Annotated in this window: 30 protein-coding genes and 1 pseudogene; 9 read left to right on the forward strand and 22 right to left on the reverse strand. The window is 71.9% G+C overall.

Annotated features, from left to right (window positions below):
* A pseudogene (locus HHX41_RS15875) lies at window positions 1-630 on the reverse strand (ABC transporter ATP-binding protein); the annotation flags it as partial.
* Window positions 631-754: 124 nt separating this feature from the next.
* Here HHX41_RS15875 and HHX41_RS15880 point away from each other — a divergent pair.
* Entirely contained in the window at window positions 755-1,759 is a 1,005-nt protein-coding gene (locus HHX41_RS15880; RefSeq protein ID WP_169980430.1) for a LacI family DNA-binding transcriptional regulator, read from the forward strand.
* On the opposite strand, the gene HHX41_RS15885 is transcribed toward HHX41_RS15880, so the two are convergent.
* Window positions 1,749-2,237, reverse strand: a complete 489-nt coding sequence (locus tag HHX41_RS15885) for a glutathione peroxidase (protein ID WP_182906581.1) — start codon at window positions 2,235-2,237, stop codon at window positions 1,749-1,751. The genes HHX41_RS15880 and HHX41_RS15885 overlap by 11 nt on opposite strands.
* Before the next feature lie 316 nt (window positions 2,238-2,553).
* Here HHX41_RS15885 and HHX41_RS15890 point away from each other — a divergent pair, with 316 nt between their 5' ends.
* Window positions 2,554-3,183, forward strand: a complete 630-nt coding sequence (locus HHX41_RS15890; RefSeq protein WP_259401013.1) for a transglycosylase SLT domain-containing protein — start codon at window positions 2,554-2,556, stop codon at window positions 3,181-3,183.
* A 33-nt stretch (window positions 3,184-3,216) separates the two neighbouring features.
* Here HHX41_RS15890 and HHX41_RS15895 read toward each other — a convergent pair whose 3' ends face one another.
* Complete coding sequence (locus tag HHX41_RS15895) at window positions 3,217-3,885, reverse strand: TetR/AcrR family transcriptional regulator C-terminal domain-containing protein (protein WP_182906582.1); 669 nt, start codon at window positions 3,883-3,885, stop codon at window positions 3,217-3,219.
* Window positions 3,886-3,992: 107 nt separating this feature from the next.
* Between HHX41_RS15895 and HHX41_RS15900 the strand changes: the two genes are divergently transcribed.
* The 3 genes from HHX41_RS15900 to HHX41_RS15910 all read left to right on the forward strand — a co-directional run bounded on the left by HHX41_RS15900 (window position 3,993) and on the right by HHX41_RS15910 (window position 6,691).
* Window positions 3,993-5,102 (forward strand): ferritin-like domain-containing protein, encoded by a 1,110-nt coding sequence (locus HHX41_RS15900; protein WP_182906583.1) that lies wholly within the window; start codon window positions 3,993-3,995, stop codon window positions 5,100-5,102.
* A 111-nt stretch (window positions 5,103-5,213) separates the two neighbouring features.
* Window positions 5,214-5,777: a hypothetical protein gene (locus HHX41_RS15905; RefSeq protein ID WP_182906584.1), complete on the forward strand. Its 564-nt coding sequence runs from the start codon at window positions 5,214-5,216 to the stop codon at window positions 5,775-5,777.
* Window positions 5,777-6,691, forward strand: a complete 915-nt coding sequence (locus HHX41_RS15910; RefSeq protein WP_182906585.1) for a hypothetical protein — start codon at window positions 5,777-5,779, stop codon at window positions 6,689-6,691. The genes HHX41_RS15905 and HHX41_RS15910 overlap by 1 nt, the downstream gene beginning before the upstream one ends.
* 104 nt (window positions 6,692-6,795) lie before the next feature.
* Here HHX41_RS15910 and HHX41_RS15915 read toward each other — a convergent pair whose 3' ends face one another.
* From HHX41_RS15915 to HHX41_RS15930, 4 genes are all read right to left on the reverse strand, one after another.
* Window positions 6,796-7,122 carry a DUF202 domain-containing protein gene (locus HHX41_RS15915; RefSeq protein ID WP_182906586.1) on the reverse strand — a complete coding sequence of 109 codons (327 nt, stop codon included), beginning with the start codon at window positions 7,120-7,122 and terminating at the stop codon, window positions 6,796-6,798.
* An 8-nt stretch (window positions 7,123-7,130) separates the two neighbouring features.
* The gene (locus HHX41_RS15920) at window positions 7,131-7,466 is read right to left on the reverse strand and encodes a YidH family protein (protein WP_169980414.1); all 336 of its coding nucleotides are present in this window, start codon (window positions 7,464-7,466) and stop codon (window positions 7,131-7,133) included.
* Between the two features lie 212 nt (window positions 7,467-7,678).
* Window positions 7,679-8,044: a hypothetical protein gene (locus tag HHX41_RS15925; protein ID WP_169980412.1), complete on the reverse strand. Its 366-nt coding sequence runs from the start codon at window positions 8,042-8,044 to the stop codon at window positions 7,679-7,681.
* A 130-nt stretch (window positions 8,045-8,174) separates the two neighbouring features.
* Complete coding sequence (locus HHX41_RS15930; RefSeq protein ID WP_182906587.1) at window positions 8,175-8,888, reverse strand: ferritin-like domain-containing protein; 714 nt, start codon at window positions 8,886-8,888, stop codon at window positions 8,175-8,177.
* 122 nt (window positions 8,889-9,010) lie between these two features.
* Between HHX41_RS15930 and HHX41_RS15935 the strand changes: the two genes are divergently transcribed.
* The gene (locus tag HHX41_RS15935) at window positions 9,011-9,280 is read left to right on the forward strand and encodes a ubiquitin carboxyl-terminal hydrolase 14 (RefSeq protein ID WP_169980409.1); all 270 of its coding nucleotides are present in this window, start codon (window positions 9,011-9,013) and stop codon (window positions 9,278-9,280) included.
* A 50-nt stretch (window positions 9,281-9,330) separates the two neighbouring features.
* Here the strand turns inward: HHX41_RS15935 and HHX41_RS15940 are convergent, their stop codons facing one another.
* Both HHX41_RS15940 and HHX41_RS15945 read right to left on the reverse strand, forming a co-directional pair.
* A complete protein-coding gene (locus HHX41_RS15940; RefSeq protein ID WP_182906588.1) occupies window positions 9,331-10,920 on the reverse strand; it encodes a Na+/H+ antiporter in 1,590 nt (529 codons plus the stop codon).
* 47 nt (window positions 10,921-10,967) lie between these two features.
* A complete protein-coding gene (locus HHX41_RS15945) occupies window positions 10,968-12,125 on the reverse strand; it encodes a hypothetical protein (protein ID WP_182906589.1) in 1,158 nt (385 codons plus the stop codon).
* A 225-nt stretch (window positions 12,126-12,350) separates the two neighbouring features.
* Here HHX41_RS15945 and HHX41_RS15950 point away from each other — a divergent pair, with 225 nt between their 5' ends.
* On the forward strand, window positions 12,351-14,390 hold the full coding sequence (locus HHX41_RS15950; protein WP_182906590.1) for an ATP-dependent DNA helicase: 2,040 nt from the start codon (window positions 12,351-12,353) through the stop codon (window positions 14,388-14,390).
* Window positions 14,391-14,404: 14 nt separating this feature from the next.
* On the opposite strand, the gene HHX41_RS15955 is transcribed toward HHX41_RS15950, so the two are convergent.
* The 7 genes from HHX41_RS15955 to HHX41_RS41790 form a co-directional block, all read right to left on the reverse strand.
* Window positions 14,405-15,163 (reverse strand): hypothetical protein, encoded by a 759-nt coding sequence (locus HHX41_RS15955; RefSeq protein ID WP_182906591.1) that lies wholly within the window; start codon window positions 15,161-15,163, stop codon window positions 14,405-14,407.
* A 140-nt stretch (window positions 15,164-15,303) separates the two neighbouring features.
* Window positions 15,304-16,104, reverse strand: a complete 801-nt coding sequence (locus tag HHX41_RS15960) for an SGNH/GDSL hydrolase family protein (protein WP_182906793.1) — start codon at window positions 16,102-16,104, stop codon at window positions 15,304-15,306.
* Between the two features lie 14 nt (window positions 16,105-16,118).
* A complete protein-coding gene (aroQ, locus tag HHX41_RS15965; RefSeq protein WP_169980397.1) occupies window positions 16,119-16,553 on the reverse strand; it encodes a type II 3-dehydroquinate dehydratase in 435 nt (144 codons plus the stop codon).
* Window positions 16,550-17,626 (reverse strand): 3-dehydroquinate synthase, encoded by a 1,077-nt coding sequence (aroB, locus tag HHX41_RS15970; protein ID WP_182906592.1) that lies wholly within the window; start codon window positions 17,624-17,626, stop codon window positions 16,550-16,552. The genes aroQ and aroB overlap by 4 nt, the downstream gene beginning before the upstream one ends.
* Window positions 17,623-18,135, reverse strand: coding sequence for a shikimate kinase (locus HHX41_RS15975; protein ID WP_182906593.1), 513 nt, complete (start codon window positions 18,133-18,135; stop codon window positions 17,623-17,625). The genes aroB and HHX41_RS15975 overlap by 4 nt, the downstream gene beginning before the upstream one ends.
* Before the next feature lie 14 nt (window positions 18,136-18,149).
* Window positions 18,150-19,328 (reverse strand): chorismate synthase, encoded by a 1,179-nt coding sequence (aroC, locus tag HHX41_RS15980; RefSeq protein WP_211591644.1) that lies wholly within the window; start codon window positions 19,326-19,328, stop codon window positions 18,150-18,152.
* A gap of 92 nt (window positions 19,329-19,420) precedes the next feature.
* The gene (locus HHX41_RS41790; RefSeq protein WP_182906594.1) at window positions 19,421-20,083 is read right to left on the reverse strand and encodes an A24 family peptidase; all 663 of its coding nucleotides are present in this window, start codon (window positions 20,081-20,083) and stop codon (window positions 19,421-19,423) included.
* 196 nt (window positions 20,084-20,279) lie between these two features.
* On the opposite strand from HHX41_RS41790, the gene HHX41_RS15990 reads away from it, so the two are divergent.
* Window positions 20,280-20,519 carry a hypothetical protein gene (locus HHX41_RS15990; protein ID WP_169980390.1) on the forward strand — a complete coding sequence of 80 codons (240 nt, stop codon included), beginning with the start codon at window positions 20,280-20,282 and terminating at the stop codon, window positions 20,517-20,519.
* Window positions 20,520-20,532: 13 nt separating this feature from the next.
* On the opposite strand, the gene HHX41_RS15995 is transcribed toward HHX41_RS15990, so the two are convergent.
* The 3 genes from HHX41_RS15995 to HHX41_RS16005 are packed head-to-tail and all read right to left on the reverse strand — an operon-like array spanning window position 20,533 to window position 23,185.
* Complete coding sequence (locus HHX41_RS15995) at window positions 20,533-21,096, reverse strand: SseB family protein (RefSeq protein WP_182906595.1); 564 nt, start codon at window positions 21,094-21,096, stop codon at window positions 20,533-20,535.
* 47 nt (window positions 21,097-21,143) lie between these two features.
* Entirely contained in the window at window positions 21,144-22,250 is a 1,107-nt protein-coding gene (locus HHX41_RS16000) for a ring-opening amidohydrolase (protein WP_182906596.1), read from the reverse strand.
* Window positions 22,250-23,185 carry a carbamate kinase gene (locus tag HHX41_RS16005; RefSeq protein ID WP_310742007.1) on the reverse strand — a complete coding sequence of 312 codons (936 nt, stop codon included), beginning with the start codon at window positions 23,183-23,185 and terminating at the stop codon, window positions 22,250-22,252. The genes HHX41_RS16000 and HHX41_RS16005 overlap by 1 nt, the downstream gene beginning before the upstream one ends.
* A gap of 236 nt (window positions 23,186-23,421) precedes the next feature.
* Between HHX41_RS16005 and HHX41_RS16010 the strand changes: the two genes are divergently transcribed.
* Window positions 23,422-24,054 carry a TMEM175 family protein gene (locus HHX41_RS16010; protein ID WP_169980384.1) on the forward strand — a complete coding sequence of 211 codons (633 nt, stop codon included), beginning with the start codon at window positions 23,422-23,424 and terminating at the stop codon, window positions 24,052-24,054.
* Here HHX41_RS16010 and HHX41_RS16015 read toward each other — a convergent pair.
* From HHX41_RS16015 to HHX41_RS16025, 3 genes are all read right to left on the reverse strand, one after another.
* Window positions 24,041-24,418, reverse strand: coding sequence for a type II toxin-antitoxin system death-on-curing family toxin (locus tag HHX41_RS16015; protein WP_169980382.1), 378 nt, complete (start codon window positions 24,416-24,418; stop codon window positions 24,041-24,043). The genes HHX41_RS16010 and HHX41_RS16015 overlap by 14 nt on opposite strands.
* Window positions 24,415-24,618, reverse strand: coding sequence for a ribbon-helix-helix protein, CopG family (locus HHX41_RS16020; RefSeq protein ID WP_169980380.1), 204 nt, complete (start codon window positions 24,616-24,618; stop codon window positions 24,415-24,417). The genes HHX41_RS16015 and HHX41_RS16020 overlap by 4 nt, the downstream gene beginning before the upstream one ends.
* 85 nt (window positions 24,619-24,703) lie before the next feature.
* Entirely contained in the window at window positions 24,704-25,873 is a 1,170-nt protein-coding gene (locus HHX41_RS16025) for a pyridoxal phosphate-dependent aminotransferase (protein WP_169980378.1), read from the reverse strand.
* Window positions 25,874-26,711 lie beyond the last annotated feature (838 nt).

Genomic DNA, 26,711 nt, shown 5'->3' on the forward strand with positions numbered 1-26,711 from the left:
CGTCGCGCAGGACGCAGACGCGGTCGCCGAGGGTCATGGCCTCGACCTGGTCGTGGGTGACGTACACGGTGGTGACGCCGAGGCGCTCGTGGAGCTGGTTCAGCGAGGCGCGCATCGAGACGCGGAGTTGGCGTCCAGGTTGGACAGCGGCTCGTCCATGAGGAAGGCCTGGGGCTCGCGGACGATGGCGCGGCCCATCGCGACACGCTGGCGCTGACCACCGGACAGGGCGGCCGGCTTGCGCTTGAGGTACTGCTCCAGGCCGAGCATGCGGGCGGCGTCGTTGACGCGCTTCTGGATCTCCGTCTTGGACATCTTGCGCAGCTTGAGGCCGAAGGCGAGGTTCTCCTCGACCGTCATGTGCGGGTACAGCGCGTAGTTCTGGAAGACCATCGCGATGTCGCGGTCCTTCGGGGGAAGGTGGTTCACGACGCGCTCGCCGATGACGATCTCGCCGCCGCTGATGTCCTCCAGGCCGGCGATCATCCGCAGGGCCGTGGACTTGCCACAGCCCGACGGGCCGACCAGCACCATGAACTCGCCGTCCTTGATCTCGAGGTTGAGGCCGTTCACGGCCTTCACCCCGCCCGCGTAGATCTTGTCGACGTTGTTCAGAACGATTGCAGCCATCCCCAGTCCTTCGCGTTTCCGAGCCAAGATGATGTGGATACGTTTTCATGACTGTCCCGTGAAATACCGCCTATTGTCAAGATTTCGATGACACAGGGCATGGAATCATGGTGGAATCGTTTCCATGAACGGTCCAGCGCAGCGGCGGATAACCATCAAGGAAGTGGCGGAGGCGGCGGGGGTCGGGGTGGCCACCGTGTCCCGGGTCCTGTCGGGCGGCTCGGCGAGCGCCGAGACCCGCGAGAAGGTGCTCGCCGCGGCGGCGCGCCTCGACTACCGGCCGAGCGCGCTGGGCCGCAACCTGAGGCGCCAGCGGACGGGCGGCATCGGTTTGCTGGTCCCCGACATCACCGACAGCTTCTACGCGCGACTGGCCGACGGCGTGCTGTCGTGCGCCCGCTCGTACGGCGAGCCGGTCACGGTGGGGGTCACCGGCGACGACCCCGAACGGGAGGCCGAGCTGATCGGCACGCTCATCGAGCAGAGCATGGACCGGCTGATCGCGGTGCCGTCCGGGGACGGGGACATGTGGGCGCCCGCGCTGCGCGCGGGGCTGAACGTGGTGTTCGCCGACCGGCGGGTGCGCACGGACGTGCCCAGCGTGGTGCCCGACGACCGGGCGGGAGTGCTGACGGCGGTGGAGTACCTGGCCGGGCTGGGACACCGGAAGATCGCCTACCTCGGCCGGCACGCGCAGTCGCAGCGGGTGGCCGCCTTCACCGCCGCGCTCGCCTCGCTGGGGCTGCCCGCCGACCGGGACCTGGTCGTGCATGCCCGGTCGAGCCGCGACTCCGCCTACGCGGCCGCCGCGGGGCTGCTGCAGCACCGGCCGGACGTCACGGCGGTGATCGCGGGCGGCAACGTGCTCGGCGAGGCGGCCGTGCTGGCCGCCCGGGAGCTTGACGTGCGGATTCCCAGGGACGTGTCGCTCATCATGTTCGACGACGTGCCGTGGGCCGAGCTGTGCTCCCCGCCGCTGACGGTGATCGCCCAGCCGGCCCAGGACATCGGCTACCGCGCCGCAGAGCTCGTGCTGCGGCAGGGCAGGCGGCCTCCGACCGTCACGCTGCCCACCCAGCTCGTCGTACGGGCGAGTTGCGGGCCCAGGGTCGCGAGCCCTAGGAGATGACCTTCTCGATCGCCGCGGCGATCTCCGGGGCCTCGGGGACGACGCGGGGGCGGAATCGGGCGACCACCTGGCCGTCGGCGGCGACCAGGAACTTCTCGAAGTTCCACTGGATGTCGCCCGCCTCGCCCTCCGCGTCGGGCACGGCGGTCAGCTCGGCGTAGAGAGCATGCCGTCCCGGACCGTTGACCTCGGTCTTGTCCAGCAGCGGGAAGTCGACGCCGTACGTGGTGGAACAGAACTCCTTGATCTCCTCAGCCGTACCGGGCTCCTGGCCCATGAACTGGTTGCAGGGCACGCCGACGACGGTGAACCCCCGGTCGGCGTACGTCCGCTGGAGGGCGACCAGGCCCTCGTACTGCGGGGTCAGCCCGCACCTGGACGCCACGTTGACCACCAGGGCGGCCCCGCCGCCGAGCAGGCCGCCGAGGGTCGTGCCCTCGCCGTCGATCGTGGTCACCGGAATCTCGAGAACGCTCATGTCCGCACCCTAAACGAGGGTCCCGTCCGCGCTCGCCGCAGGGCGCGCCGCACGGCCGCACGGTAACCCGCGCCTCCGCGGAGGGTCGGCGTTGGGGGGCGGAACGGCAAAGAACCGGCCGCCGCGTGTCGCGATGCCACCGACGAAGCGGCTGTCCGTATTTCAATCCGCGTGAGGACCCGTCGCGGTGCCCGCCGGAAGCTCTTGGTGATCCGGGCGGGCCGAGCGGACGGCAGCGCCCACGCCATGGGCGCGGCCGGACGGAGGGCGTCACGCGCGCCCGCCTTCCGCACGCGACCCGACGACAAGGACCGATTTGGACAGCAGAAGCCTTCTACGCAACGCAGTCGCCGCCCTCATCGCGGCCACCGTGACCGGTGGCGGAAGCGGAGTGGCGTGGGCCGGCGAGTGGACCGCCCTGGATCAGACCGGGGAGACGGCGCAGACCGGGGAGACGGCGCAGACCGGGGAGACGGCGCAGACCGGGGAGACGGCGCAGACCGGGGAGACGGCGCAGACCGGGGAGACGGGCCAGACCGGGGAGGCGGAGCGGACCGCGGAGAGCGTGCGGCCCGTCACCCACCTGGGCGTGTGGACCACGCGGGCGGCGGCGCAGCCGCCCCGGTTCCGCCGGGCGCCGGCGAAGATCCGCAGCAAGGCGTACGCCTTCCGGCTCGTCACCCGCCGCACCTGGTCGGGCCAGCAGTTCCAGTGCCTGGACAGCCTGTGGACCAGGGAGAGCAACTGGGACCACCGGGCCTACAACCAGGGCTCGGGCGCCTACGGCATCCCGCAGGCGCTGCCCGGCCACAAGATGGGATACGCCGGCAACGACTGGAGGTTCAACCCGCAGACCCAGATCAGGTGGGGTCTGCGCTACATCAAGGGCCGCTACGGTTCGCCGTGCGGCGCCTGGGGCCACTTCCGGTCCCACAACTGGTACTGACCCGGGCTCACCCGGGCGGGGGCGCCTGGCGGCCTACCGCCGGGCGCCCCCGCGGCCGGTCGGCTCGCCGGTGCCGCGATCGGCCCGCGCGTCCGCCCGTACGGCCATGGCCTGGACGAGCAGTTCCAGGCCGAACTCGAACTCCTCGTCGTGGTCGCAGGAGTCCAGATGCGGCCGCAACTCGCTGACCACGGGGAACAGCGCCGGATCCACGTCGGCGATCGCCGCGCCGGCCCGCACCGGGGCGAATGTCGGGGTCACCCCGACCTCCCGCAGCAGCGAGCCCACCACGTACGCGATGAACATGCGCAGCATGCGGACGGCCTCCCGGCCGTCGAAGCCCGCGTCGCGCAGGGTCGCCAGGGCGCGCTCCACCGGGAGGAGACCCGCTGTCGAGCCCAGCTGCCTGCTCACCACGACCATCGTGGAACGGGGGTAGTGGTGGGCGATGCGCCGGAAGGCCCGCGCCTGGATGCGCACCCGGTCGGTCCAGTGGGCGGACGGGTCGTCGGTGAAGCCGATCCGCGACAGCACGTCCTCGGCCACGGCGTCGAGCAGCGCGGCCTTGCTGGGCACGTGGTTGTACAGCGACATGACGCCGACGCCGAGCTCGGCGGCGATCCTGCGCATCGAGACGGCGTCGGCGCCCTCTCTCTCGATGAGCTCCACGGCGGCGGTGACGATGCGGTTCCGGTTGAGCATGACCGAATCCTCTCTCACCGCCGACGTCCGGCGTCCATTGACGTACGTACAGCGTACGTGACACGCTCGCGGGGAAACGTACGGTGTACGTCAGAGGAGGTCCCCCCGTGTCGACCCACGAGCTCTACACCATCCCCGCCGAGCTCTCCACGTGGGACGTGGAGATGACCGGCGCGGCCCGTTTCACCTGGGAGTACGACGACGGCCGGGACCGCATGCTCGCCCTCTACCAGAAGGGCAAGGACAAGCAGTGGGACTCCGTCAAGCGGATCGACTGGGACATCGAGGTCGACCCGTACGACGTGCTCGGCGTCCCCGACACCACCCTGGCGATCCACGGCACCCCACTGTGGGAGCGCATGGACCAGCGGCAGCGCGACGAGGTGCGCAGGCACAACGCCGCCTGGCAGTTCTCCCAGTTCCTGCACGGCGAGCAGGGCGCGATGATCTGCTCGGCCCGCATCGTGGAGTCGGTCCCCGATCTGGACTCCAAGTTCTACGCCGCCACGCAGACGATGGACGAGGCGCGGCACGCCGAGACCTACGCGCGGTTCCTGCAGGAGAAGGTCGGTCTGGCCTACCCCATCAACGAGCACCTCAAGGCGCTGCTGGACAGCACACTCAGCGACTCGCGGTGGGACATGCCCTACCTCGGCATGCAGGTGCTGATCGAGGGCCTGGCCCTGGCCGCGTTCGGAGTCATGCGCGACGTCACCACCAAGCCCCTGCCCAAGCAGATCCTGGCGTACGTGATGCAGGACGAGGCGAGGCACGTGGCCTTCGGCCGGATGGCGCTGCGCGACTACTACCGGAACCTGTCCGACGCCGAGTTGCGCGAGCGCGAGGACTTCGTGATCGAGGGGTGCTACCTCATGCGCGACCGGCTGCGCGGCCAGGAGATCTGGGAGAACCTCGGCCTGTCGCGGCAGGAGGTCGGCGAGGCCATGGAGTGCGTGGACCGGTCGGAGTACCTGCGGCTGTTCCGCGCGCTGCTGTTCAGCCGGATCGTGCCGTGCGTGAAGGACATCGGCCTGTGGAGCCCCCGCCTGCGGCAGGCGTACGCCGACATGGGCGTGCTCGACATGGCCGGGCAGAGTCTCGACGCGCTGATGCGGCAGGACGAGGAGATCGCCGACCGGCTCGACGCGGAGCGCTTCGCGCGCGAGGAGAAGGAGCGGGCGGAGGAGGTCGCCGGCACCATCGCCGCCGCAGACTGACCCGCCACCGCCGGCCCGCCGGGACGATCCCCGCGTCCCTGCCGCGCGTCGGACAGTGGATTCAGGGCCACTGTCCCCATTTGATCGGGATCCTTGCCATACTCCGTCTTCGTGACACTGGAGTTGACGCGGAGTGGCCGCAGATCTCGCCGGATCGTGGTCGGGGCCATCGGCCTGGTCGTCTTCCTGCTCGCCGGCCTGGGCTCGTACGCCTTCGCGCGCGCCGATCGCGAACAGGACACGAAATACTGCGGCCACGACTGCATCCCCGGCGTCAGGATCGGCACCGTGGTCGAGGCGTTGCAGGACCAGGGGCACACGTGCGCCGACAGAAGACGGTTCTGGTCCTGTGAGCTGAGAGTCGGGAAAGTCCGGTTCGAAGCGGATCTCTTCCGCGTCGACAACCTGGTGAACTTCTACGAGTACATCAGCAAGGTCGAGGCCAGGATCGTCAATCCGGACAGCACCACGGCGGCGGCCGGGCTGGGCTACATGTCGTGGTTCGCGACCCTGCCGCACCGGGACGACCCTTCGACGGTCAAGAAGGTCAACGGCTGGCTGGCCGAGCAGATCGCGGGCGACGGGGACACGACCTTCATTCTCGACTGGGAGTACACGCTGGAGCGCGAGGCGAACACCCGGTCAATCGAGCTCACCGTGAAGAGGAGATATTGATGGCGGCGCCCCCCGGCTGGCCGTACTCTCCCGACGGCAGGTTCTGGTGGGACGGCGCCGCCTGGCAGCCGGTGCAGCCGCCACCGCCTCTCGGGTCCCCCGCACAGCAGAACCTCGGCGTGCCACCGCCCCCCGGCTCTCCCGCCCAGCGGGGCGTCACCGTGCCGCCGCCCCCCGGGCCCGCGGCGACCGGTCATCCGTCCATCGCCTCGCCCTGGCCGCAGACGCCCGGGCCGCAGGCGGCTCAGCCGTACGCCGTCCAGCAGGGGCCGCCGTACGCGCCGCCGCCCGACGCCGGGGCTCCCACTCCTACCGGTGTGGCCCCCCAAGGCCGCCGACGTGGAACGGCGGCGTTCGTGCTGGTCACGGTGGGTACGCTGATCGCGGCGCTGGCGCTGGGCGGAGTCACCGGCGCCGCCGTGGGCCTGGCGACCACCGAACCGGTGACGGACGCCTCCGCGCCCTCCTTCCCCGGGAGGTTCCCCACGGCCAAGCAGCGGTACCTGCCCAAGGTGACGGTCGACATGGTCGCGGTGAACTGGCTGCAGGCGGCCAATTCCTGGACATGCGCGAAGTCGGCGGCACCCGACCCGTTGACCGGCGCCAGGATGGGAATGATCTGCCGGCCGAGCGATGCCGCGAGGCTCCACATGTCCGTCTTCATCTGGTCCGACGGGCCCGACAAAGTGATGTCCGTGATGGCCGACTGCAAGCTCGGCGTCCGGGCGAAGGCGTGCACGAGCCTCTTCGCGAAAATGGCGGACACTCTGCTGTCCCCCGACCGGACCCTGCGCGCGAAGGCGGAGACGTGGGCGGGCGAGAACGCGGACAGGGCGGCGGTGACGGCCATCGGCGGCATCCGGCTGCAGACCAGCCCGCGCCCGCACCGCATGGAGGCCGTGCCGGCGATCTGAGAGTTCCCGGCCGCGCTCAGCCTCGGTGCCGTGCCTGCCGTGCCTGCCGTGCCGCTCGGCCTCACGGCAGGCCGCCGACGGCCCGCTCTCGGTGGGCCGTGTGTTCACACGGCCAGCATCAGCACGAGAACCAGCGCCGCGGCGGCGACGGCCAGCGCGCCGGCCCAGACGGTGCGCCCGTCCAGCCGGTGGTCGAGCGGGTGACCGTACCGCAGCGCCCGTTCGAGGCGGCGGTGGCGGATCCCGGTGCGCAGGAGCAGGACCGCCCCGGCCAGCGCGGCGGCGGCGAAGGGCGCGGCGAGGCCGGGCAGGTCGTGCCGTACGGCGAGTCCCGCCATCACCATGCCGGAGCCCGCCATCGTCACGGCGGTGCGGACCCAGGCGAGCCGGGTGCGCTCGCTGTGCAGACCCGGCCTCGGCACGTCGCTCACTGGCCCGGTCACCTCGACAGGAGGATCACGACGAGGGCCAGAACGGCCACCCCCGCCACGCCGTACCCGAACAGGGGAGCCAGGGCGGGCGGCGGAAGCGCGCGGTCCTGCCGGAGCGCCCGGTCGATGTGCCGCCAGCGGGGGTAGGCCGAGCCGGCGGCCACGGCGGACAGCAGCACGAGCACGATGGCGAGCAGGGTGCGCACCCACGGCACGAAGACGCCCTCGGGAACGACCGCGATACCGATGCCGCCCGCGCTCAGCGCGAGCGAGGTGGTGATCCAGGTGAGGAACGTGCGCTCGTTGGCGAGGACGAAGCGGGGGTCGGGTTCGTTCTCTTCCATGCGAGAACGCTATTTCCGCCCCTTTTCCCCTAGATTTGTCGGGGTTGCCGTTTTATCGACCGTCGGTCGGGCGAAGCACCGGACGGCACGCGTGTGGTGGTGCCGGCCAGGTGCCGCAGCTTCCGCTCCGACTCCGACCCGGCCTCCGCCGCGAACGGGTCCGGGCCACGGGACGCCGGCGCGTCCGCTCGGCGGCGGTCCCGGCACCGGACCTAAAGGCAGGCCTCGCTGACCTGGCGCAGGTAGCCGGCGCCGTCGGTGGCGACCTTCTGCGCCGCGTCCACCGCCGCGTTGGCGTCGTCGACGTTCAGCTTCTGCAGGCTGTCGGCGAGCCCCTGCAGGGCGTCCCTGAGCGTGGTGTCGGCGGCCTTGTTCGCCATGCTCTCCAGGTCGGCGGCGCCGTCCTCGAGCTTCTGGCGCATGGCGGCGGGGTCGTCGACGACCTTGCCGATCTCGCCGATGGTCCGGCTGATCAGCTGCGTCGCCTCGGCGCACGACTGGGCCTTGTCCGCGGTCGCGCAGCCGGTGACCAACAGGACGGCGGCCGCGCAGGCGGCGGCGAACGGGAGGAGTCGCATGCCGGTCACCCTACCCAACCGTCGCCCGCCCGCCGCGGGACCGGAGCGGGACCGGACCGGGCTCCCCTTCGCGGCCCTGCGCCCACATCACCGGCCGCCGTCGATCCCGGGCCCTTCGAGGCCCCGTCTCTCACCGCGCCATGACCTCGGCGACGACCCCGCGGAAGCAGCCGGTGACCTCGCGGGCGAAGGCGCTCCGGGACATCCCGGCCCCGTGCAGGGCGTCTCCGTGGCCGATCACGACCACGGTCAGCACTCCCGCCAGCAGCGACCACCACAGGGCCGAGGCGATCGCCCGCGACAAGCGGGACGACTCCCGGAAGGACCGCCGCAGCCGGTCCCGGTGGAAGGGCACGTGGCGCAGCTCGTCGGCGAGGATCCGGCCCGCGACCTCCGCGGCCAGGAGGTCCGGGACACCGTCGCGCACCGCCCGGTAGTAGCCGAGCGCGACGACCTCGGCGAGCATCAGGACCATCAGCTCGGTGCGCAGTCCGAGGAGCCGCCGCAGCCGGACGAAGGCGGCGTCGGTCCAGTGGCCGGAGATCGTGGCGGCGCCCGCCGACTCCAGGAGCCGGCCCAGCAGGCGGGCGTGCTCGCGCTCCTCCGCCACGAACAGGAGGACCGCCTCCGCGTACACGGGGTCGCCCGCCCGGCGGGCCTTGTCCAGGAGGCGGGCGCCGTCACCGTCCTCCCCCACCTGGAACCGCTGCAGGCTGCGTACGAGGGCGGGCTCCAGACGCGCTCCCGCGCTCCAGTCGGGGTCGCCCCAGGTGCGCCGCAGCAGCGCCGCGCCTTCGAAGTCGCGTAACCAGGCGGTGAAAGCGCCCGTGTCGACCGTCGTCATGACCCACGAACCTACGGAGGCGATGTGCAGATTCCGGGGGGCGGTTCGTAGAGGTTCGGTGCGAGCGGCCCCCGGCCGGGGGAGGCACCGATCACCCGATGAAGCGCCGTAGCATCTGCGGCATGGGGAACTGCGAACACCTGCTCGTGACGGCCGACCCGGAGCCGCTCACGCCGGAAGGCTGCCAGGAGTGCCTGGAGCGCGGCATGCGATGGGTCCACCTGCGCAAGTGCCTGGAGTGCGGTCACATCGGCTGCTGCGACTCCTCTCCCGGCAAGCACGCCACCGCCCACTACAAGGAGACCGGCCACCCGGTGATGCGCTCGTTCGAGCCGGGCGAGGACTGGCGGTGGTGCTTCGTGGACCAGCGCCTGGGCCAGGCCGTGCCCTGACCGCGCAGGTCCTGACCGCGCAGGTCCTGACCGCCGGGTTCTGGGGGCGCTCACCCGCGTTCGAGTGTCGCCTCCTCGAAGTCGAGCTCCTGCATGACCCGGTGGAGGACCTCGTCGTCGATGCGCCGCTCGTCCCGCAGCCGCACGAACACCTCGCGTTCGGCGGCGAGCATCTCCCGGCGCAGTCGCCGGTAGACCGAGGCGGGCGTCTCCTCGCCCTCGGGGCCGGTGCCGCCGCCGAGCCGCTCCCAGGCGTGCAGGGCCTTGCGCTCGGCACGGGCGCGCAGCTGCTCGACCACCTCTTCGTGGACGTCCAGCACGCCGTCGGCGGTCAGCTCCTCGAGCCGCGCCAGGGCCGCGGCCGCGGCGGCCTGCTGGGCGCCCGCCTCCGCGAGGTCGTCACCGTAGCGCTCCCGCGCGGTGGACACGCCCAGCCGCCTGATCAGCCAGGGGAACGAAAGGCCGTGGACGATCAGCGTGCCCACGACGATCGTGAACGTCAGGAACAGCAGCAGGTTGCGCTGGGGGAACTGCTCGGGCAGGGCGAAGGCCGCGGCCAGCGACACCACCCCGCGCATGCCCGCCCAGCTCGTCAGCATCACGTTCTGCCAGGACGGCGTCTTGGGCTCCCGGGCGCGCACTCTCTTCGACAGCATCCGCGGCAGGTAGGTGCTGGGCGGCACCCAGGCGATCCGCACGAGGACGACCACCAGGAACAGCACGATCGCGTACATCGCCAGCTCCCCGGGCCGCTCGTCGTTCAGCCCGGCGATGATCGGGCGCAGCTGCAGTCCGATCAGGGCGAACACGATCGACTCCAGCACCAGGTCGGCGACCTTCCAGACCGCGCCCGACAGCAGGCGCGTGCCGTACGTCGTCCGGCTGAGCTCGTGGCCCAGGTAGATGCCGACGATCACGACGGCGATCACGCCCGAGGCGTGCACGGCCTCGGCCCCGAGGTAGGCGGCATACGGCACGAGCAGCGAGACGCCGTTGGCGATCAGCGCGTCGTCGAGCCGCCGCAGCGCGACACCGGCGACGTACGCGACGGCGAGGCCGATCGCCACGCCGAGGCCTGCGGCCAGGAGGAACTGCCCGCCGATGTCGAGCAGGCCGGCGGCCGCGCCGGCCGTCGCGCCGACCGCGACCCGGTAGGCGGTCAGCGCGGTGGCGTCGTTGAACAGGCTCTCGCCCACGAGGATGGTCAGCGCGCGTCGCGGCAGGCCGAGCCTGCGCCCGATGGCGACCGCCGACACCGCGTCGGGCGGTGCGACGATCGCCCCGAGTGCGAAGGCCGCGGCGAGCGGGAGATCGGGGACGAGCGCGTGCGCGACGAATCCGACCACCAAGGTCGTCGCCAGGACGAGCCCGACGGCCAGGAGGCCGACGGGCCTGGCGGCGTCGCGCAGCCGCAGGTACGAGCTGTCCAACGCCGCCGAGTAGAGCATCGGCGGCAGGAAGACCAGCAGCACGATGTGCGGGTCGAGGCTGTAGTCGGGAACCCCCGGCACGTAGGAGGCGGCCAGTCCGGCCATCACCAGGAGCAGCGGCGCCGACCAGCCGCGCCATTTGGCCAGGGCGGCGACGCCGAGGGCGCCGGCCGGGAGCAGGAGGAACTGCAGTGCCGTTGACGTGTCCATCAGACGACGAGGTTACTTACAGTTGGAACTCCTGCTGACCGGGGCCCTCACCAACCCCGGGAGCCCTCCCAGTTCTCCCCGTTCTCCTCCGACCACGGGATCGGGGAGTCCGATACGGGCTGTCCGGCGCGCCGCCCCCCGCGGCGCTCGCGCTCGGCGTGCGGGTCGGGGGCCTGGCCATTCGGCCACTGGTCCGGCCGCAGGCGCTCGCCCGTGGTGTAGAGCGGCGGTTCGTTCGCGTACGACTCGTTGACGTACGGCCGGACCGCGCCGAGCCCGAGCGGGTCGCTCGGGTCCACCGGCGCGGGCTGCGCGCCCGGAAGGTAGGCCGCCTGAGGGCCGGTCTGCGGGGCGGACGACGCGACGAGGCGGTCCTGGGTGGGCGTGCCGCGGGCGACGAGCACGTCGTTGGGGCCGAGCGCGGCGGGCGCGGGGTAGGCCTCGGGGGCCGGGGCGGGCGGCGGCACCGGCGGGCGGGCGTACTGCCCGGTTCCCGGATAGTCCGGGTACTCGTAGTCGGCCGGTCCGGGCGGCTCGGGGAACCCCGCGTCGCGCGCCCCGCGGCCGTAGCCGTTTTCGGCCTGCCCGTACCCGTTCTCGCCGTGCGCGTAGCCGTCGTGGCCCCTGCCGTAGCCGTCGGGCGCCGGAACGTGACCGTCGGTGGCGGCGTACCCGTCCCGGGCCTGCCCGAAGGGATCCTGCGGCACGTTGTGGGGTACGCCGTAGGGGTCCTGCGGCGCGTATCCGTCACCGGGCTGCCCGGCGTACGCGTCGGGCCCCGCGTAGGCGTCCTGGGCGCGCGCCGCGTACGCCTCCTGGGGTTCGGCCGCGTACGGGTCGTGGACCTGCGTGGCGAACGGGTCGTGGACCTGGGTCGCGTAGTGGTCCTGCCCCTGATCCTGCGGGTGCGCGGGGTAGGTCCCCTGGGGGGCGTAGCCGTCCTGTCCCGCCGCCCCCTGCTGGGGGAACGGACCGGTCCCGGCGTCCTGCTCCTCGCCGCCCGCCTCGGCGAAACCCTCGTCCAGGGTGTCGATCAGCCGTCCCACGTCGTCCATGGGCATGCGGAAACTCGCCGTGCACATCTCGCCCCGCCACAGGCTCAGCACCAGCGTGCCGTCGTGCCACGTGACCCGGAGCACACGGTCCTGGCCTCGCGCGTCGAAGAACACCTCGCCGAACGATGGCAGTGGGACAACTTCCGACATGGCAGACATAGTGCCTTTACCTGCCCTTTTCCGTCCACTCGATCTCGGGAACCCTCGCGAAACGTCCGTTTCGTCCCTTTTCGACCTCACTGGGTAGATCGCCGTTGACCTTGAGAGCACTGACACCCCAGTGTGCCATGCGCGCCGGGAGGGAGTTCCTGGAACGCCAGGATGTGGTGGGACGGACACGCACCGGATGTCGGTGGCACCGGGTAGCGTTCTTCCGTGCCCAAGGACCGTCCCGAGCTCCCGCCCGTCGAAGAACTCCTCGCCACCGCGGTGACCGCGCTGGGCGGCGTCGAGCGCCCGGGCCAGGTCAAGATGGCGCAGGCGGTGCGCGACGCCGTCGAGAGCGAGGAGCACCTCGCGGTGCAGGCGGGCACCGGCACCGGCAAGTCGCTGGCCTACCTCGTGCCCGCGATCAGGCACGCGGCCGAGAGCGGCGACGCCGTGGTGGTGTCCACCGCCACGATCGCGCTGCAGCGCCAGTTGGTGGACCGCGACCTGCCCCGGCTCGCCGACGCGCTGGAGGGCCTGCTGCCGCACCGCCCCGAGTTCGCGATCCTGAAGGGCCGCCGCAACTACCTGTGCCGCCACAAGACGGCCGCCGGCATGCCCGAGGACGAGGACGACCAGCTCTTCGACCCGCGTGAGGTCAGCGCCACCGGCCGGATGGTGCAGCGCATCCAGGAGTGGGCCAACGAGACCGAGACCGGCGACCGCGACGAGATCGTGCCCGGCGTGAGCGACCAGGCCTGGCGGCAGTTCTCGGTGACGGCCAGGGAGTGCCTGGGGGCGCAGCGGTGCCCCAGCGGCGCCGACTGCTTCGCCGAGCTCGCGCGGGAGCGCGCGGGCGAGGCCGACGTCGTGGTGACCAACCACGCGCTGCTGGCGATCGACGCGATGGAGGACTTCGCGGTCCTGCCCGAGCACGACGTGGTCGTGGTCGACGAGGCGCACGAGCTCGTCGACCGGGTGACCTCGGTGGTCACCGGAGAGCTGTCGGAGAGCACAATCGGCCTCGCCGTGCGCCGGGCGGGACGGCTCGTCGAGCAGGGGGTGGCCGACCGCCTGCAGGAGGCGGGAGAGGACCTGCGCGCCCTGCTGGCCGTCGCTCCGCCCGGCCGGGTCGACACGCTGCCGCAGTCGCTCGGGATGACGCTCGCGCTGATCAGGGACGCCGCGTTCGCCTGCATCACCGCCCTCGGGCCGCGCAACAAGGACAAGGACGACCCGGAGAACGCCGGGCTGCGCAAGGCCGCCTTCACCGTGCTGGACGACGTGCACGACACCGCTCAGCGGATGCTCGACGCCTTCGGCCCGGCGGCCGGCGACGACGCGGACGAGTCCGGCGACGCCGCGAACGGCGACCACGCGGGAGACGCCAGGTCCGAGGAGGTCCACCGGGCGGAGGTCGTCTGGCTGGAGGAGGGGCGCGGGCGCGTTCCCCCCACGCTGCGGGTCGCGCCGCTGTCGGTCGGCGGCATGCTGCGCGACAAGCTGTTCGGCGACCGGACCGTCGTCCTCACCAGCGCCACGCTCGCGCTCGGCGGCTCGTTCGACAGCCTGGCCCGCCAGTGGGGCCTGGGCAAGGGCGAGTGGACCGGCCTCGACGTCGGCTCGCCGTTCGACCATCCGCGCCGCGGCATCCTCTACGTCGCCACGCATCTCCCCCAGCCCGGCCGCGACGGCCTGCCCGAGGCGTACGTCGACGAGATCGCCGAGCTCATCGAGGCGGCCGGCGGCCGGACGCTCGGCCTGTTCTCCTCCATGCGGGCCGCCAAGGCCGCCGCGGAGGCGCTGCGCGAGCGGCTGGACGTGCCGCTGCTCTGCCAGGGCGACGACTCGACCTCGCAGCTCGTCAAGCAGTTCGCGGGCGACCCCGCGACGTGCCTGTTCGGCACGCTGTCCCTGTGGCAGGGGGTCGACGTGCCGGGCCCCTCGCTGACCCTGGTGATCATCGACAGGATCCCGTTCCCGCGCCCCGACGACCCGCTCGCCTCGGCCCGGCAGCGCCATGTGGCGGCCACGGGGGGCAACGGCTTCATGGCGGTGGCGGCCACCCACGCCGCGCTGCTGCTGGCGCAGGGCGCGGGCCGGCTGCTGCGCTCGATGGACGACCGGGGCGTCGTCGCCGTGCTCGACCCGCGGCTCGCCACCGCCCGTTACAGCGGGTTCCTGCTCAACTCGCTGCCGCCCTTCTGGCGCACCACCGACCCCGCGAAGGTTCGCGACGCCCTGCGCCGCCTCACCGCCGGCTCCTGAGCGGAGCCGGCGGATCACATCCTCGTGACGGCCCCGAAGGTCTCGCCCGCGTTGAGGCGCCGTACGAGGTCGAGCACGGCGTGCGGCCCGCCGTTCGCGGTGACCCATCGGCTCACCCGGCAGGCCGCCTCCGCATAGGCACGCCGGTCGGCGTCGGCCGCCCGCAGCCAGGCGTCCAGCGTCACCGGCAGCGGCGCGTCCGAGCTCACCAGGCAGCGGTCGGCCGCCGTCTCCGGCGCGAGATAGCGCGGGTCGCCGGAGACCAGCACGGCCAGCCCCTCGTCGAACCACTGCGGCACCTCCACACCGCCCGGTTCCAGCCGGGCGTGCAGTTCGACGTGCGACATCTCGTGGGAGGCGATCACCGGGTCCACGCCCGCGGGCGACAGCATGACCGCGCGGTTCAGCACCGCGACGCCCCGCTCCCCGCCCCCGCCGATGCGGCGGTAGCAGCGGTCGCTGAGGCAGGCGAGGATCCGGGGCGAGGTCTGCCTGCCGCCGAAGAAGGCGCGGACACGCCGCTCCGCCTCCTCCACGGCGGACAGCACCTGCCGCCTCCGGGACGACGGCAGGCCCGATTCCGCGTAGATGCCGGAGGCCAGCCGCTCCAGCCCGTAGCAACCGGGACACGTGGTGGCGGCGACCGAAGGAAAGGCCACCGCCACGACAGCGGCCGCCGCGATCGGCAGGACCACGAGCAGGGCGAGCAGCCACGCCCGTCCACGCCGTGACGGGCCGCCTCTCCTGCCGGCGCGCCCTCGCTTCCACACCATGGCCGGTCCCCCTCGATGCCGGTGGTCGTGCGGCAGAGCCTCGCCGATGTCCGCCCGTCGCACATCGAACCGGGGTATGACCTCCCGTGGCATGAGGCGCCCGCCGCCGGCGAAAGCGGCACGTCGCGGCGGGCGCTCGGTCAGGGAGAGGGAATCGGGGGCAGCGGGCTGAGGTCGGGGCGCTTGGGGGCGAGGCCGTCGCCGGACGAGGTGCCGCGAAGGCGCCGCCCGATCCACGGGCCGAAGTGCTCCCTGAGCCACTGCACGTCCTCGCGGCGCTTGGCCCTCGGGTCCACCTGCTCCCGGGGCGGCCAGGTCTTGCGCCAGTCGTCCTCGCCGGGCACGCCCAGCACGTGCAGGACGCGGGCGGCGACCAGGCGGTGGCCTTCGGCGTTCATGTGCAGCCGGTCGCCGCTCCACGCCCGCCAGTCCCGCAGCCCCTGCATCGACCACATGTCCACCAGGTGGCAGCCGTACAGGTCGGCGATCGACCGGACGTGCATGTAGAAGATCGCGAACTTGCCCCGCACCCGGCGCATGATCGGGGTGTCCCGGGGATCGGTGCCGGTGAAGAGTACGACGTCGGCGCCGGTGGCCCGCAGGTCCCGTACGGCGGCGGCCAGCTTCTTGGCCATCTCATCGGGATCGCTGCCGGGGCGGATGAGGTCGTTGCCGCCCGCGCAGAAGCTGATCAGGTCCGGCTGCAGGTCGACGGCCACGGGCACCTGGTCGGCGACGATCTGGTCGATCAGCTTGCCCCGCACCGCGAGGTTGGCGTAACGGAAGTCCGGCTCGAGTGCGGCGAGCCGCTCGGCGACCCGGTCGGCCCAGCCCCGGTAGCGCACCACCTCCGCGGGCGCCGGAGGGAGCGCGTCCGGGAGGGGGTCGTTGAGCCCCTCGGTGAAGCTGTCGCCGACCGCCACATACGACCGGTAGCCCATGATCCCTTCTTTCGTCACTCGCCCATGTCCGCGATCGCGCGCAGCGCGAGCTCGTACGACCGCATGCCGAACCCCGCGATCGTCCCGGTGGCCACGGCCGCCACGACCGAGGTGTGACGGAACTCCTCCCGCGCGTTCGGGTTGGAGATGTGCACCTCGACCAGCGGGGCCGTACGCTGCGCGATCGCGTCGCGCAACGCGTACGAATAGTGGGTGAAGGCGGCGGGGTTGAGGACCACGGGGGTCCTGCTGTCGGCCGCCTCGTGGATCCAGCTCACCAGCTCGGCCTCGTCGTCGGTCTGCCTGACCTCGACCGACAGGCCCAGCTCGCGGCCGGTCTCGCGGCACAGGACCGCCAGGTCGTCGAAGGTCTGCGCGCCGTAGACGTCGGGCTCCCGGCTGCCGAGACGGCCCAGGTTGGGCCCGTTCAGGACGAGCACCTGCCTCATCGGGCGACCTCCCGGTACGCCGCTTCGAGCAGCTCCTCCGACGGGTTCTCCAGACGGGCGGGCCTGCCGATGTCGTCGAGCACGACGAAACGCAGCACCGCTCCCCTGGCCTTCTTGTCCACCCGCATGTGGTCACGCAGGCGCGGCCAGGCATCGGCGCGGTAGGAGGTGGGCAGCCCGACCGACTCCAGGATGGAGCGCGTGCGGTCCACGACGTCGCGCCCGACGCGGCCGTCGAGCCGGGACAGCTCGGCGGCGTAGACGAGTCCGATGGCCACGGCCTCGCCGTGCCTGATGCGGTAGTCCTCGACCCGCTCGATCGCGTGACCGAGGGTGTGGCCGTAGTTCAGGATCTCCCGCAGGCCGCTCTCGCGCAGGTCCGCCCCGACGACGTCGGCCTTCACCCTGATCTTGCGCTCGACCAGCTCGCGGGTGTGCTCGCCCTCGGGGGTGCGGGCGGCGGCGGGGTCGTCCTCGATCAGCATGAGGATCGTCGGGTCGGCGATGAACCCGCCCTTGATGATCTCGGCGAGGCCCGCGACGTAGTCGTCGGGCGGGACGCTCGCCAGCGTGGCAAGGTCGCACAGCACACCCCTGGGCGGGTGGAAGGACCCGACGAGGTTCTTGCCCTCCGGGGTGTTGATGCCGGTCTTGCCGCCGACCGCCGCGTCCACCATGGCCAGCAGCGTGGTCGGCACCTGCACCACCTGGACGCCGCGCAGCCATGTCGCGGCCGCGAAACCGGCCAGGTCGGTCGTCGCTCCGCCGCCGACGCCGACGACCGCGTCGGAACGCGTGATGCCGTATCGCCCGAACGCCGACCACAGCTCGGCCGCCACGTGGACGGTCTTGGCCTCCTCGCCGTCCGGCACGGGCAGGGCGACGACCTCCAGCCCGGCGCCCTCGAGCGTCTCGCGGACCGGCCTGGCGATCTCGGGAAGCCCGGCGGGGTGGATCACGGCGACGGTGCGCACCTTCGCGTCCAGCAGGCCGGGCAGCTCGGCCAGCACGTCGGTGCCGACGACGACGTCGTAGGGGCTGTCGCCCCGCACGGTGATGCGCGTCGCGGTCACAGCGCCGCCTCGATGTCGGTCGCCACGTCCTCGGGCTCGCGGCCGTCGGTGGCGACGGTGATCGCGGCGAGGCTCTCGTAGATCGGTCGGCGCTGCTCCATCAGCTGCCTGAGCCGGCTGCGCGGGTTGAGCACCAGCAGCGGCCGGGCCGAGGCGAGCCCGACCCGCTTGACCGCCTGGTCGAGCCCGACCTGGAGATACACGACCCGGTGGCCGGCCAGCAGCTTCTGCGTGTGCTCGTGCAGGATCGCCCCGCCGCCCAGCGAGAGCACGCCGGGGTGGGTCTCCAGCGCGTCGCGCACGGCCTGCGCCTCCAGCTCGCGGAACCGCTCCTCGCCGTCCTCCACGAACACGTCGCTGACGTTCTTGCCGGCGACGGCCTCGACGTCGGCGTCGGTGTCGCGGAACGGCAGGCCGAGGCGGTCCGCGAGGATTCGCCCGACCGTGGACTTGCCCGAGCCGGGCGGGCCGATGAGGACCGCGGCGGGGCCTTGTGGCGCCGATTGCATGATCACAAACCCTATTACTTGATGACCAGGGACGACAGGTAGCCCGCCAGGTTGCGCGCGACCTCTTCCACGGAGTCGCCGCCGAACTTCTCGACGGCCGCGTCCGCGAGCACGAGCGCCACCATCGCCTCGGCGACGATCGCGGCGGCCGGGACCGCGCAGACGTCCGAGCGCTCGTGGTGCGCCTTGGCCGGCTCGCCGGTCAGCACGTCGACCGTGGCGAGCGCGCGGGGCACGGTGGAGATGGGCTTCATCGCGGCGCTGACCCGCAGCGGCTCACCGTTGGTCATGCCGCCCTCGACGCCGCCGGCCCGATTGGTCATGCGGCGCACGCCCTCGGGGGTGTTCTCGATCTCGTCGTGCGCCCGCGAGCCGGGGCGGCGGGCCGTCTCGAAGCCGTCGCCGACCGCGACCCCCTTGATCGCCTGGATGCCCATGAGTGCCGCGGCGAGACGGGCGTCGAGGCGCCGGTCCCAGTGGGTGTAGCTGCCGAGGCCCGGCGGCAGGCCGTAGACGACGACCTCGACCACACCGCCGAGAGTGTCGCCGTCCTTGTGCGCCTTGTCGATCTCGGCGACCATCGCCGCGCTCGCGGCCGGGTCGACGCAGCGCACCGGGTCGGCGTCCACCGCCTCCATGTCGCCGGGGCCGGGCAGCACGTCGCTGGGCGCGCTCGCCTCGCCGATGGAGACCACGTGACTGACGATGTCGACACCGAGCGCCTGCTTGAGGAAGGAGCGGGCGACCTGTCCGAGCGCCACCCGGGCGGCGGTCTCCCGCGCGCTGGCCCGGTCGAGCACCGGCCGGGCGTCGTCGAAGCCGTACTTCTGCATGCCTGCGAGGTCCGCGTGGCCGGGGCGGGGGCGCGAGCGCGGCGCGTTGCGCGCCTGGCCCTCCAGCACCGCCGGGTCCACCGGGTCGGCGGCCATGACGGTCTCCCACTTCGGCCACTCGGTATTGCCGATGCGGATCGCGACGGGCGATCCGAGCGTGCGGCCGTGCCGTACGCCGCCGGAGATCGTCACCACGTCCTGCTCGAACTTCATCCGTGCCCCCCGGCCGTATCCGAGACGGCGGCGGCGCAGCGCCTCGGCGAGGTCGGCGGTGGTCACCTCCACACCTGCGGGCAGGCCTTCCAGGATCGCGAGAAGCTCGGGGCCGTGTGACTCCCCGGCGGTCAACCAGCGCAGCATGGTGACAAGTCTTCCATGTGCGTCCCAGTGCGCCGCCCCCTGACACCCCCTTGACCATCCACGGGTGCCCCGAAGCCGGGAAACGGCCGGTCCTATATACCCGGAAAAGCCAGCGCCACGAGCATGCCCGCGAGCATGAACGGGCCGAACGGGAACTCGGTCGTGCGGGTGGCCCTGCGCGCCAGGAGCAGCCCCACGGCGTACAGCGCGCCGAGGACCTGGCCCGCCATCCCGGCGACGATCGTGGCCTGCACGCCGAGCGCCCCGGTGAGCAGTCCGATCAGCCCGGCCAGCTTCACGTCGCCGAGCCCGAGGCCCGTGGGGCGGGCGAACCACAGCACGGCGTAGACCGCGCCGAGCGCGCAGCCCGACGCCACCGCCGGCAGCAGGCGGCCCGACGGCGCGAGCAGGACCAGCAGGATCGGGTACGACGGCAGCGTGATCGCGTCGGGCAGTCGCCAGGTCCGCCGGTCGATCTCCGCGAGGGCGGCCCCCGCGAGAACCGCGTACAGCCACGCGGCGAGCACCCAGCCGTCGTGGACGCGCCAGGCCACCAGCGCCGCGGCCAGCGCGGTCGCGCCCTCGAGCACGTACGGCGGGCGGGGCAGCGGCACGGCGCGGGCCGCCGCGGCGAACGCCGGCAGCACCTCCCGGCGGCGGTCGTCCGGCTCGGGGCCGAACCCGGCGGCGAGGGCACGGGCGTAGGCCCCCGCGATCAGGCCGAGGACGGCGGCGGTGAGGACGACGAGGGACACGCGGCCGACACTAACGCGCGCACGCCCCCCGTTACCCGTGGTGCGCGCTCCTCTGTGGACGACCGCGCTTCTGCGGACGACCCCGCACCTGTGGACGACGGACCCGGCACCGCTCGCCGTAACCCACGGCGAAAAGGCCGAAGCCAGTAGGCTGATCGCGAAAGCACTTCGCCGATGAGGCCGGAAGGACGGCGCAATGACAGGGCCATCCCTGACCGTGCTGGCACCGATTCTCGTCCTGATTGCGGCGTTCGCGGTCGACGCGTGGGTCTACGCGGATGCCAAGGAGCACCTCAGGCGGGGCCACCCCGCGGTCTTCACCCTCGGGCCCGTCCGGATAGCGACGCCCGAGGCATGGTTTCTGGGATGCCTCATCATGTGGGTCGTCTTCTTCCCGCTCTACCTGACGGTCACCGGGCGCAATCCCTTCCGCTAGCGCATGGGCGGGGTCAGGCGCGGCGGCTCCACCAGCGGCGGCGCTTCTCCTCCGCGGTCCCCAAATGGGCCACGGTGGCGCCCGGCACCTCGCGGGCGAGCCGGTCGACGGCGGAGGCGTCCCTCTTGGCCTCCTCCACCGTGGCGAGGGCCTGCAGCATGCCACCCTCGATCACGAACGGGACCGGCCCGGCGACGTCCACGACCACGGCGGCGGCCCTTTCGTGCCGCGCCGCCTGGCAGACCTGCGGCGCGGTGGCCTGCACCGGCCGGGCGTCCGCACGCCACCTGCGCATCGGCTCGGTCCCGGTGAAGGCGAGCACGGCCTCACGGCCGTCCTTGCCGACCAGTTTCGGGAGGGCCATCTCGCTCTCCTTCTCCTGGCGCAGGCCGTGCTCCCCCACTTCCGACTCGGTCAGCAGCGCGACCACGGGGACGAGCAGCCTGGTCCCGGCGAGCACCGCCAGGACGTCGGCCGCCGTCGCCGTCCCGGCCTGGAACGCCGACAACGCCGCCGCGACCGGCGCGTCGGTGCCGCCGTCGTCGTCGGGGCGCAGGGGCTGCGGAATCGATGGCACGTCTCCCGACCCTACCCCCAACCCGGACAGCCCTCCGCACTACAAGATCACGCGAGGTCGGCGATGGCGATCACCGGGCCTCCGCCGGACGGGCCCTGGTGGACCGCCGCCACGGAGACGAACACGGCCGGGTCACCGGTCACGCTCGCCGCCACCCCGCCGACCGTCGCCTTGATCTGGCGGTGCCAGTGGACGTCGGAGTCGTCGAGCATGATGTTGCGCCGCCCGCGTACGCGGCCCGAAGGGTCCGCCTCGCACTTGATGAACAGGTTGACCAGCCGGTCGCCGAGATCGTGCGGGCGCGGACGCTCGGGCAGGTCGACGCCCGCGCTCCGGACGGCCTCCCAGATGCCGTCGGTGTCCAGTGCGTCCTTCATCACCGAGTGGCCGGCGCGGTAGCGCCCGCCGATCCCGCGTACGTTGCCCACGACGACGATCTGGGCCCGGTCGAGTTCGACGCCGCTGGAACACGACGCGACCGACGAGTAGAGCGACAGGTCCTTGTGGATCTGCTCGGCCGACGGCATCTCGATCTCCCCGAGCGCGACCGCGATGCCGAGCGCCGTGGTGGAGTTGGAGATGTCCATCGACTTCAGCGTGTCCTCGGTGACGACCGTCTGGCCGCGTTCCTTCGCGTCGGTGATCGTGGACAGCGTGAGCAGCGGCGTCTTGGTCTGCACGTAGTGGACGTCGGCCGGGTCGTCGATGCCGGCGATCTTCATCGCCTCGCGGACCCCGGCGGCCACCTTCTCGACCATCGCGGGCCTGCCGATGTCCTCGGGAAGGATCACCTCGCTCATCGCCACACCGACGCTCGCCCGAGGCTCGTCGGTCCGCACGGCCTTCGCCGGGTCGATCGTGGCGAAGATCGTCGCATGCGGGCTGAGCACGCCGTCGGTGCCGCCGGACCACACCAGGGGCACCTGCGCGACCTCCTCGGCGGTGCGGGTGCCCTTGCCCACGAGCACCTCGCGGAAGGCGCGGTCGGCGAGGATCCGCGTGTAGTCGTTCACGCCGCCGTTGCCCTCGGTCTTGCCGATCACGGCAAGCACGCGGTCGGCCTCGATCACGCCCTGGTCGATCAGCCTCGCCAGCCCGGAGGCGTCGGTGACGCTCTCGATGGGGACCTTCCGTACCTCGATCGGATCCGGCACTATGCCTCCACCCCTCTGTACACCCTTGTACCTATATTTCCTGACAGCGCGGCACCGATGTGGTGCAGCGAGGTGATCACCGCCCGTCCCCCGCCGCCCTCGGCGAAGCGCACGGCGGCCTCGACCTTGGGCCCCATGCTGCCCCCGGCGAAGTGACCGGCGGCCTGCAGCTCACGCAGGGCGGCGACCTCGATCTCCTCGATCGGGCGGGCATGGGGAGTGCCGAAGTCCACCATGGCGTTCGGCACGTCCGTCGCGATGACGAGGTCGGTGGCGCCGACGGCGGCGGCCAGCACGGCGGCGGCGAGGTCCTTGTCGATCACGGCCTCGACCCCGGTCAGCGTGCCGTCCGCGCCGCGCACGACCGGCACTCCCCCGCCTCCGGCGGCGACGACGGTGTATCCGGCCTCGATGAGCGCGACCGCGGCGGACGCGTCCAGGATCTCCACGGGACGTGGCGAGGCGACCACCCGCCGCCAGCCGCGCTCGAAGCGCCGCCAGGCCTGGCCGTGCTCCTCGAAGCGGCGCGCCTCGCCCTCCCCGAAGTACCGTCCGATCGGCTTCACCGGGTCCTGGAACGCCGGATCGGCCGGGTCCACGAGCGTGCGGGTGACGACGGTCGCGACCCGCGCGTGCCCGAGTTCACGCTGCAGGGCGTTCATGACGAGCGTGCCGATGGTGCCCTGCGTCTGCGCCACGCACCAGTCGAGCGGCACCGGCGGCACGACGTGCGTGCTGAGCTGGTTCTTCAGCAGGATGTTGCCGACCTGGGGGCCGTTTCCGTGCGTGAGCACCACCTCGTGCCCGGCCCGGATGAGCGCCGCCACGTGGGCCATCGCCTCGCCGATCGCCCGATGCTGGTCGGCCGGGGACGCGCTCCCGTCGGGAGCCGTCATGGCGTTGCCGCCCAGTGCGATCAGTACGCGTCCGCCCACACCCGGAAACTATCCAGCCCCACCCGGGCCTTCATTGGCGAGTCTCGCCCACCCCTGCCACATCCATGGGCACATTTCACCAAGCTCGACACCGGGCGGCGACGCCGTTCCCCCGCGAGGCAATGGAAGGCGGTCCGAGCGCGGAGCTTCGGCCGTCCGCGGCATCGGGCCGCCTCTCACCAAGAGTGACTTCTGTCACAATGCTCGCCACTGCCCCCCTTTTATTGGAGACACGCATGGCCACGCCTCAGGTGCGTCCCGGCCTCACCCACGAGCGCGTCGGCGTCTTCGCCGACGCCATCTTCGCGATCGCCATCACGCTGCTCGCCCTGGAGCTCCCGCGCCCGGAGGGTGAGGACTTCCAGCGACTGGGGGCGTTCTTCGGCGACCACTTCGGCTCCTTCATGGCCTTCGCCATCGCCTTCCTGATGCTCTGGTTCGCCTGGCGGGCCCATCACACGCTGTTCGACCAGATCGAGCGGGTGTCCCAGCCGATGCTCCTGCTGCACATCCCGCTGTTGTTCTTCGTGGCCTTCCTGCCGTACACGACGTCGCTCTTCGGCGAGGCCAACGCCGGCCACCTCACGACGAGCGGCAAGGCCCTGGTGACCGGGATGTTCGCCGGCAACGAGGCCATCCTGCTGCTGTCCCAGGCCGCGCTGTTCACTCTGGTGCAGGCGCAGCGCCTGCACCGGCCGGACACCGACCTGCTCCGCCTGCGTGTCAACACCTGGGTCTACTGGGCCATCGGGATCTACTGGCTGCTGAGCGCGGTGGCGAGCGTATGGGCGGTCAACGTCGTGCCCTTCCTGTGGCTGGCGACCCCGCTCGTCGCCTTCGGCACGGTCCGGGTGCTCAAGAGGCGGTGAAGCCGCGCAACACGCTCGCGATCTCATCGACCTCGGTGAGCTTCCCCGACGCGACCGCGATCACCAGGTCGTACGCCGAGTCGTCGTCCGTGTCCACTGCTACACCGTTGTAGGCGAGGAAGACCACGGTGGAGACCCAGGCCACTCGCTTGTTGCCGTCGATGAACGGATGGTTGATGGCCAGCGAGTGCAACAACGCGGCGGCCTTAGCCAGGAGGTCGGGGTATGCCTCCTGGTCGAACATCCGGGCTTGGGGCCGGTGCACGGCCGAATCGAGCAGCCCGAGATCGCGAAGCTGGGGCGTGCCCTCAACGGCCAGTTCGGCCAGGTCCAGAACCTGCTCGACGGTCAGATAGCGGGTCACTGGGCGAGACGGTCGAGCACCGGCTTCCAGCGCCGCACCGCCTCGACACCCAGGCGGTGCACTTCCTCATCGGCGGCGTTCCGGGCGAGGTACTCCTCCACCGCGGCGACCACGATCTGCTGCATGCTCCGGCCTTCCTTCTCGGCGCGCCGCCGGAGGGCCTCGGTCTGCTCGTCGCTCAGGCGAAGCGTCATGGCCATGCCTCCATGGTACGGCGCGGTATCACACTGATACCATCAACGGAGAGTATACGACCGGTGACGATCCGCCATCAAACCGCTCGGTTCAGCTGACGCCGAGGCGGCGCAGGCGGGTCACCGCCTCGTCGATGACCTCGTCCCGCTTGCAGAAGGCGAACCGCAGGAAGTGCCGGCCCCGATCGGGGTGGTCGTAGAAGACCTGCGTGGGGATGGCGACCACCCCGGCCAGCTCGGGCAGCCGCCGCGCCAGCTCCAGCCCGTCCTCGAAGCCGAGCGGCCGTATGTCGGTCTGCACGAAGTAGGTGCCGGCGGGCCGGAGCACGTCGAAACCGGCCTCCGTCAAGCCCGCCACGAGGCGGTCCCGCTTGGCCTGCAGGGCCGTCCGCTGAGCCGCGACCCAGTCCATCTCCTCCCGCAGGGCGTACGCGACCGCGGCCTGCCAGGGGGCGTTCGCGGTGAAGGTGAGGAACTGCTTGACCGCCTGCACGGCGCCGGTGAGCGGCGCCGGGGCGCACACCCAGCCGGTCTTCCAGCCCGTGACGCTGAAGGTCTTGCCCGCCGAGGAGATCATGACCGTGCGCTCTCGCATACCGGGCAGCGTGGCGAGCGGCACGTGCTCGACGCCGTCGAAGGCGAGGTGCTCGTAGACCTCGTCGGTGACCGCGACCAGGTCATGCTCCCGGCACACGCGGGCCACGCACTCCAGCTCCTGCCGGGTGAACACGGTGCCGGTCGGGTTGTGCGGCGAGTTCACCAGGATCGCCCGGGTGCGGGGCGTGACCGCGGCCTCCAGCTCGGCCGGGTCGAAGGTGAACCGCCCCGCGTCGACCCGCAGCGTCACCGCCCTGCGTACGGCTCCCGCGAGCGCGACGGCCGCGGCGTAGGAGTCGTAGTACGGCTCGAACACGATCACCTCGTCGCCCGGCTCGCAGAGCGCGAGGACCGTCGCGGCGATCGCCTCGGTGGCGCCGACGGTGACGAGGACCTCCCCGTCGGGGTCGTAGGCGAGGCCGTACCACTGCTTGCGGTGCTCGGCGACCGCCTGGCGCAGCTCGGGGAGGCCCGGCCCGGGCGGGTACTGGTTGAGGCCGCTCCGCACGGCCTCGACCGCCCGCTCCAGCATGCGCTCCGGCCCATCGGTGTCCGGGAAACCCTGGCCCAGGTTGATCGAGCCCGTCTCCACGGCCAGCTTCGTCATCGTGGCGAACACGGTCGTGCCGAACTCCCGCATCCGCCGCACCAGCGGCTCCCTCACGGCCCTCACCCTATCCGCGACCGCCGAGAGCCGGCACGCGCCAACGGGCGTCCCCGATGCGTCCGGCGATCATTCCTTGGACGACGCAGAGGTGCGGTACGGGTGCGTGGCGCAGTCGACGTACGACGCACCTGGACCCATTACATGGACGACCGTATTTCGCGGAGTGCGGCGCCGCGCCGGAGCGCACCGACAAAGAGATGGCTGCCCGAAACGAGGACAAGCAGAGGAATAATGCGACGTTCCTGTCGATCCTGGAGCGGGAGCCTATAGTGAAGTGACCGGCGGAGCGCGGGAGGTGGGGTGGCCGGCACCTCGGGCGCTGGAGGCCGTCTCCCGTATTTCTTCATCGGTTACGCGCACACGCCTCGTACCCATCCCGGGGACGAGAACCCCAACCTTCTCATGGAAAAGCTCCACAAGAAGCTGTGCCGGGAGAGCATGCAGCCCACACCCATGCCCGTTGGCGTTCCTCCGGGCGTCATGGACATCCTCCCGGGCGTCGAGTGGGACAAGCGCCCGGCCAAAGAGCCAGTGATCGTTCCCGCGTTCCGGGTTCCGGATCCGGACTTCGAACTGCCGGATATGGTGAGGATTTATTCAATTCCATCATCCGGACCTCGGGACGCACTATCTCAAACGAGGCCTCCACGGCTTCATGAAGATCGAGAGATACCGCGACCATTACAAGTCCGCCGTGGATACGCCGTGCGGCTGGAATCCTTACCACCCCGAGGACCTCGGCCCGCCGGCGCCACCCTGCGCGCACCGCTGCCGACGAAGCCGGCGCGGCCGCTGCCGGGCACCGGCCGCCCCCGCGCAGGAGGACCGCGCACCC

It is taken from the genome of Microbispora sp. H13382, from assembly GCF_014161445.1.
Classification (GTDB): Bacteria; Actinomycetota; Actinomycetes; order Streptosporangiales; family Streptosporangiaceae; genus Microbispora.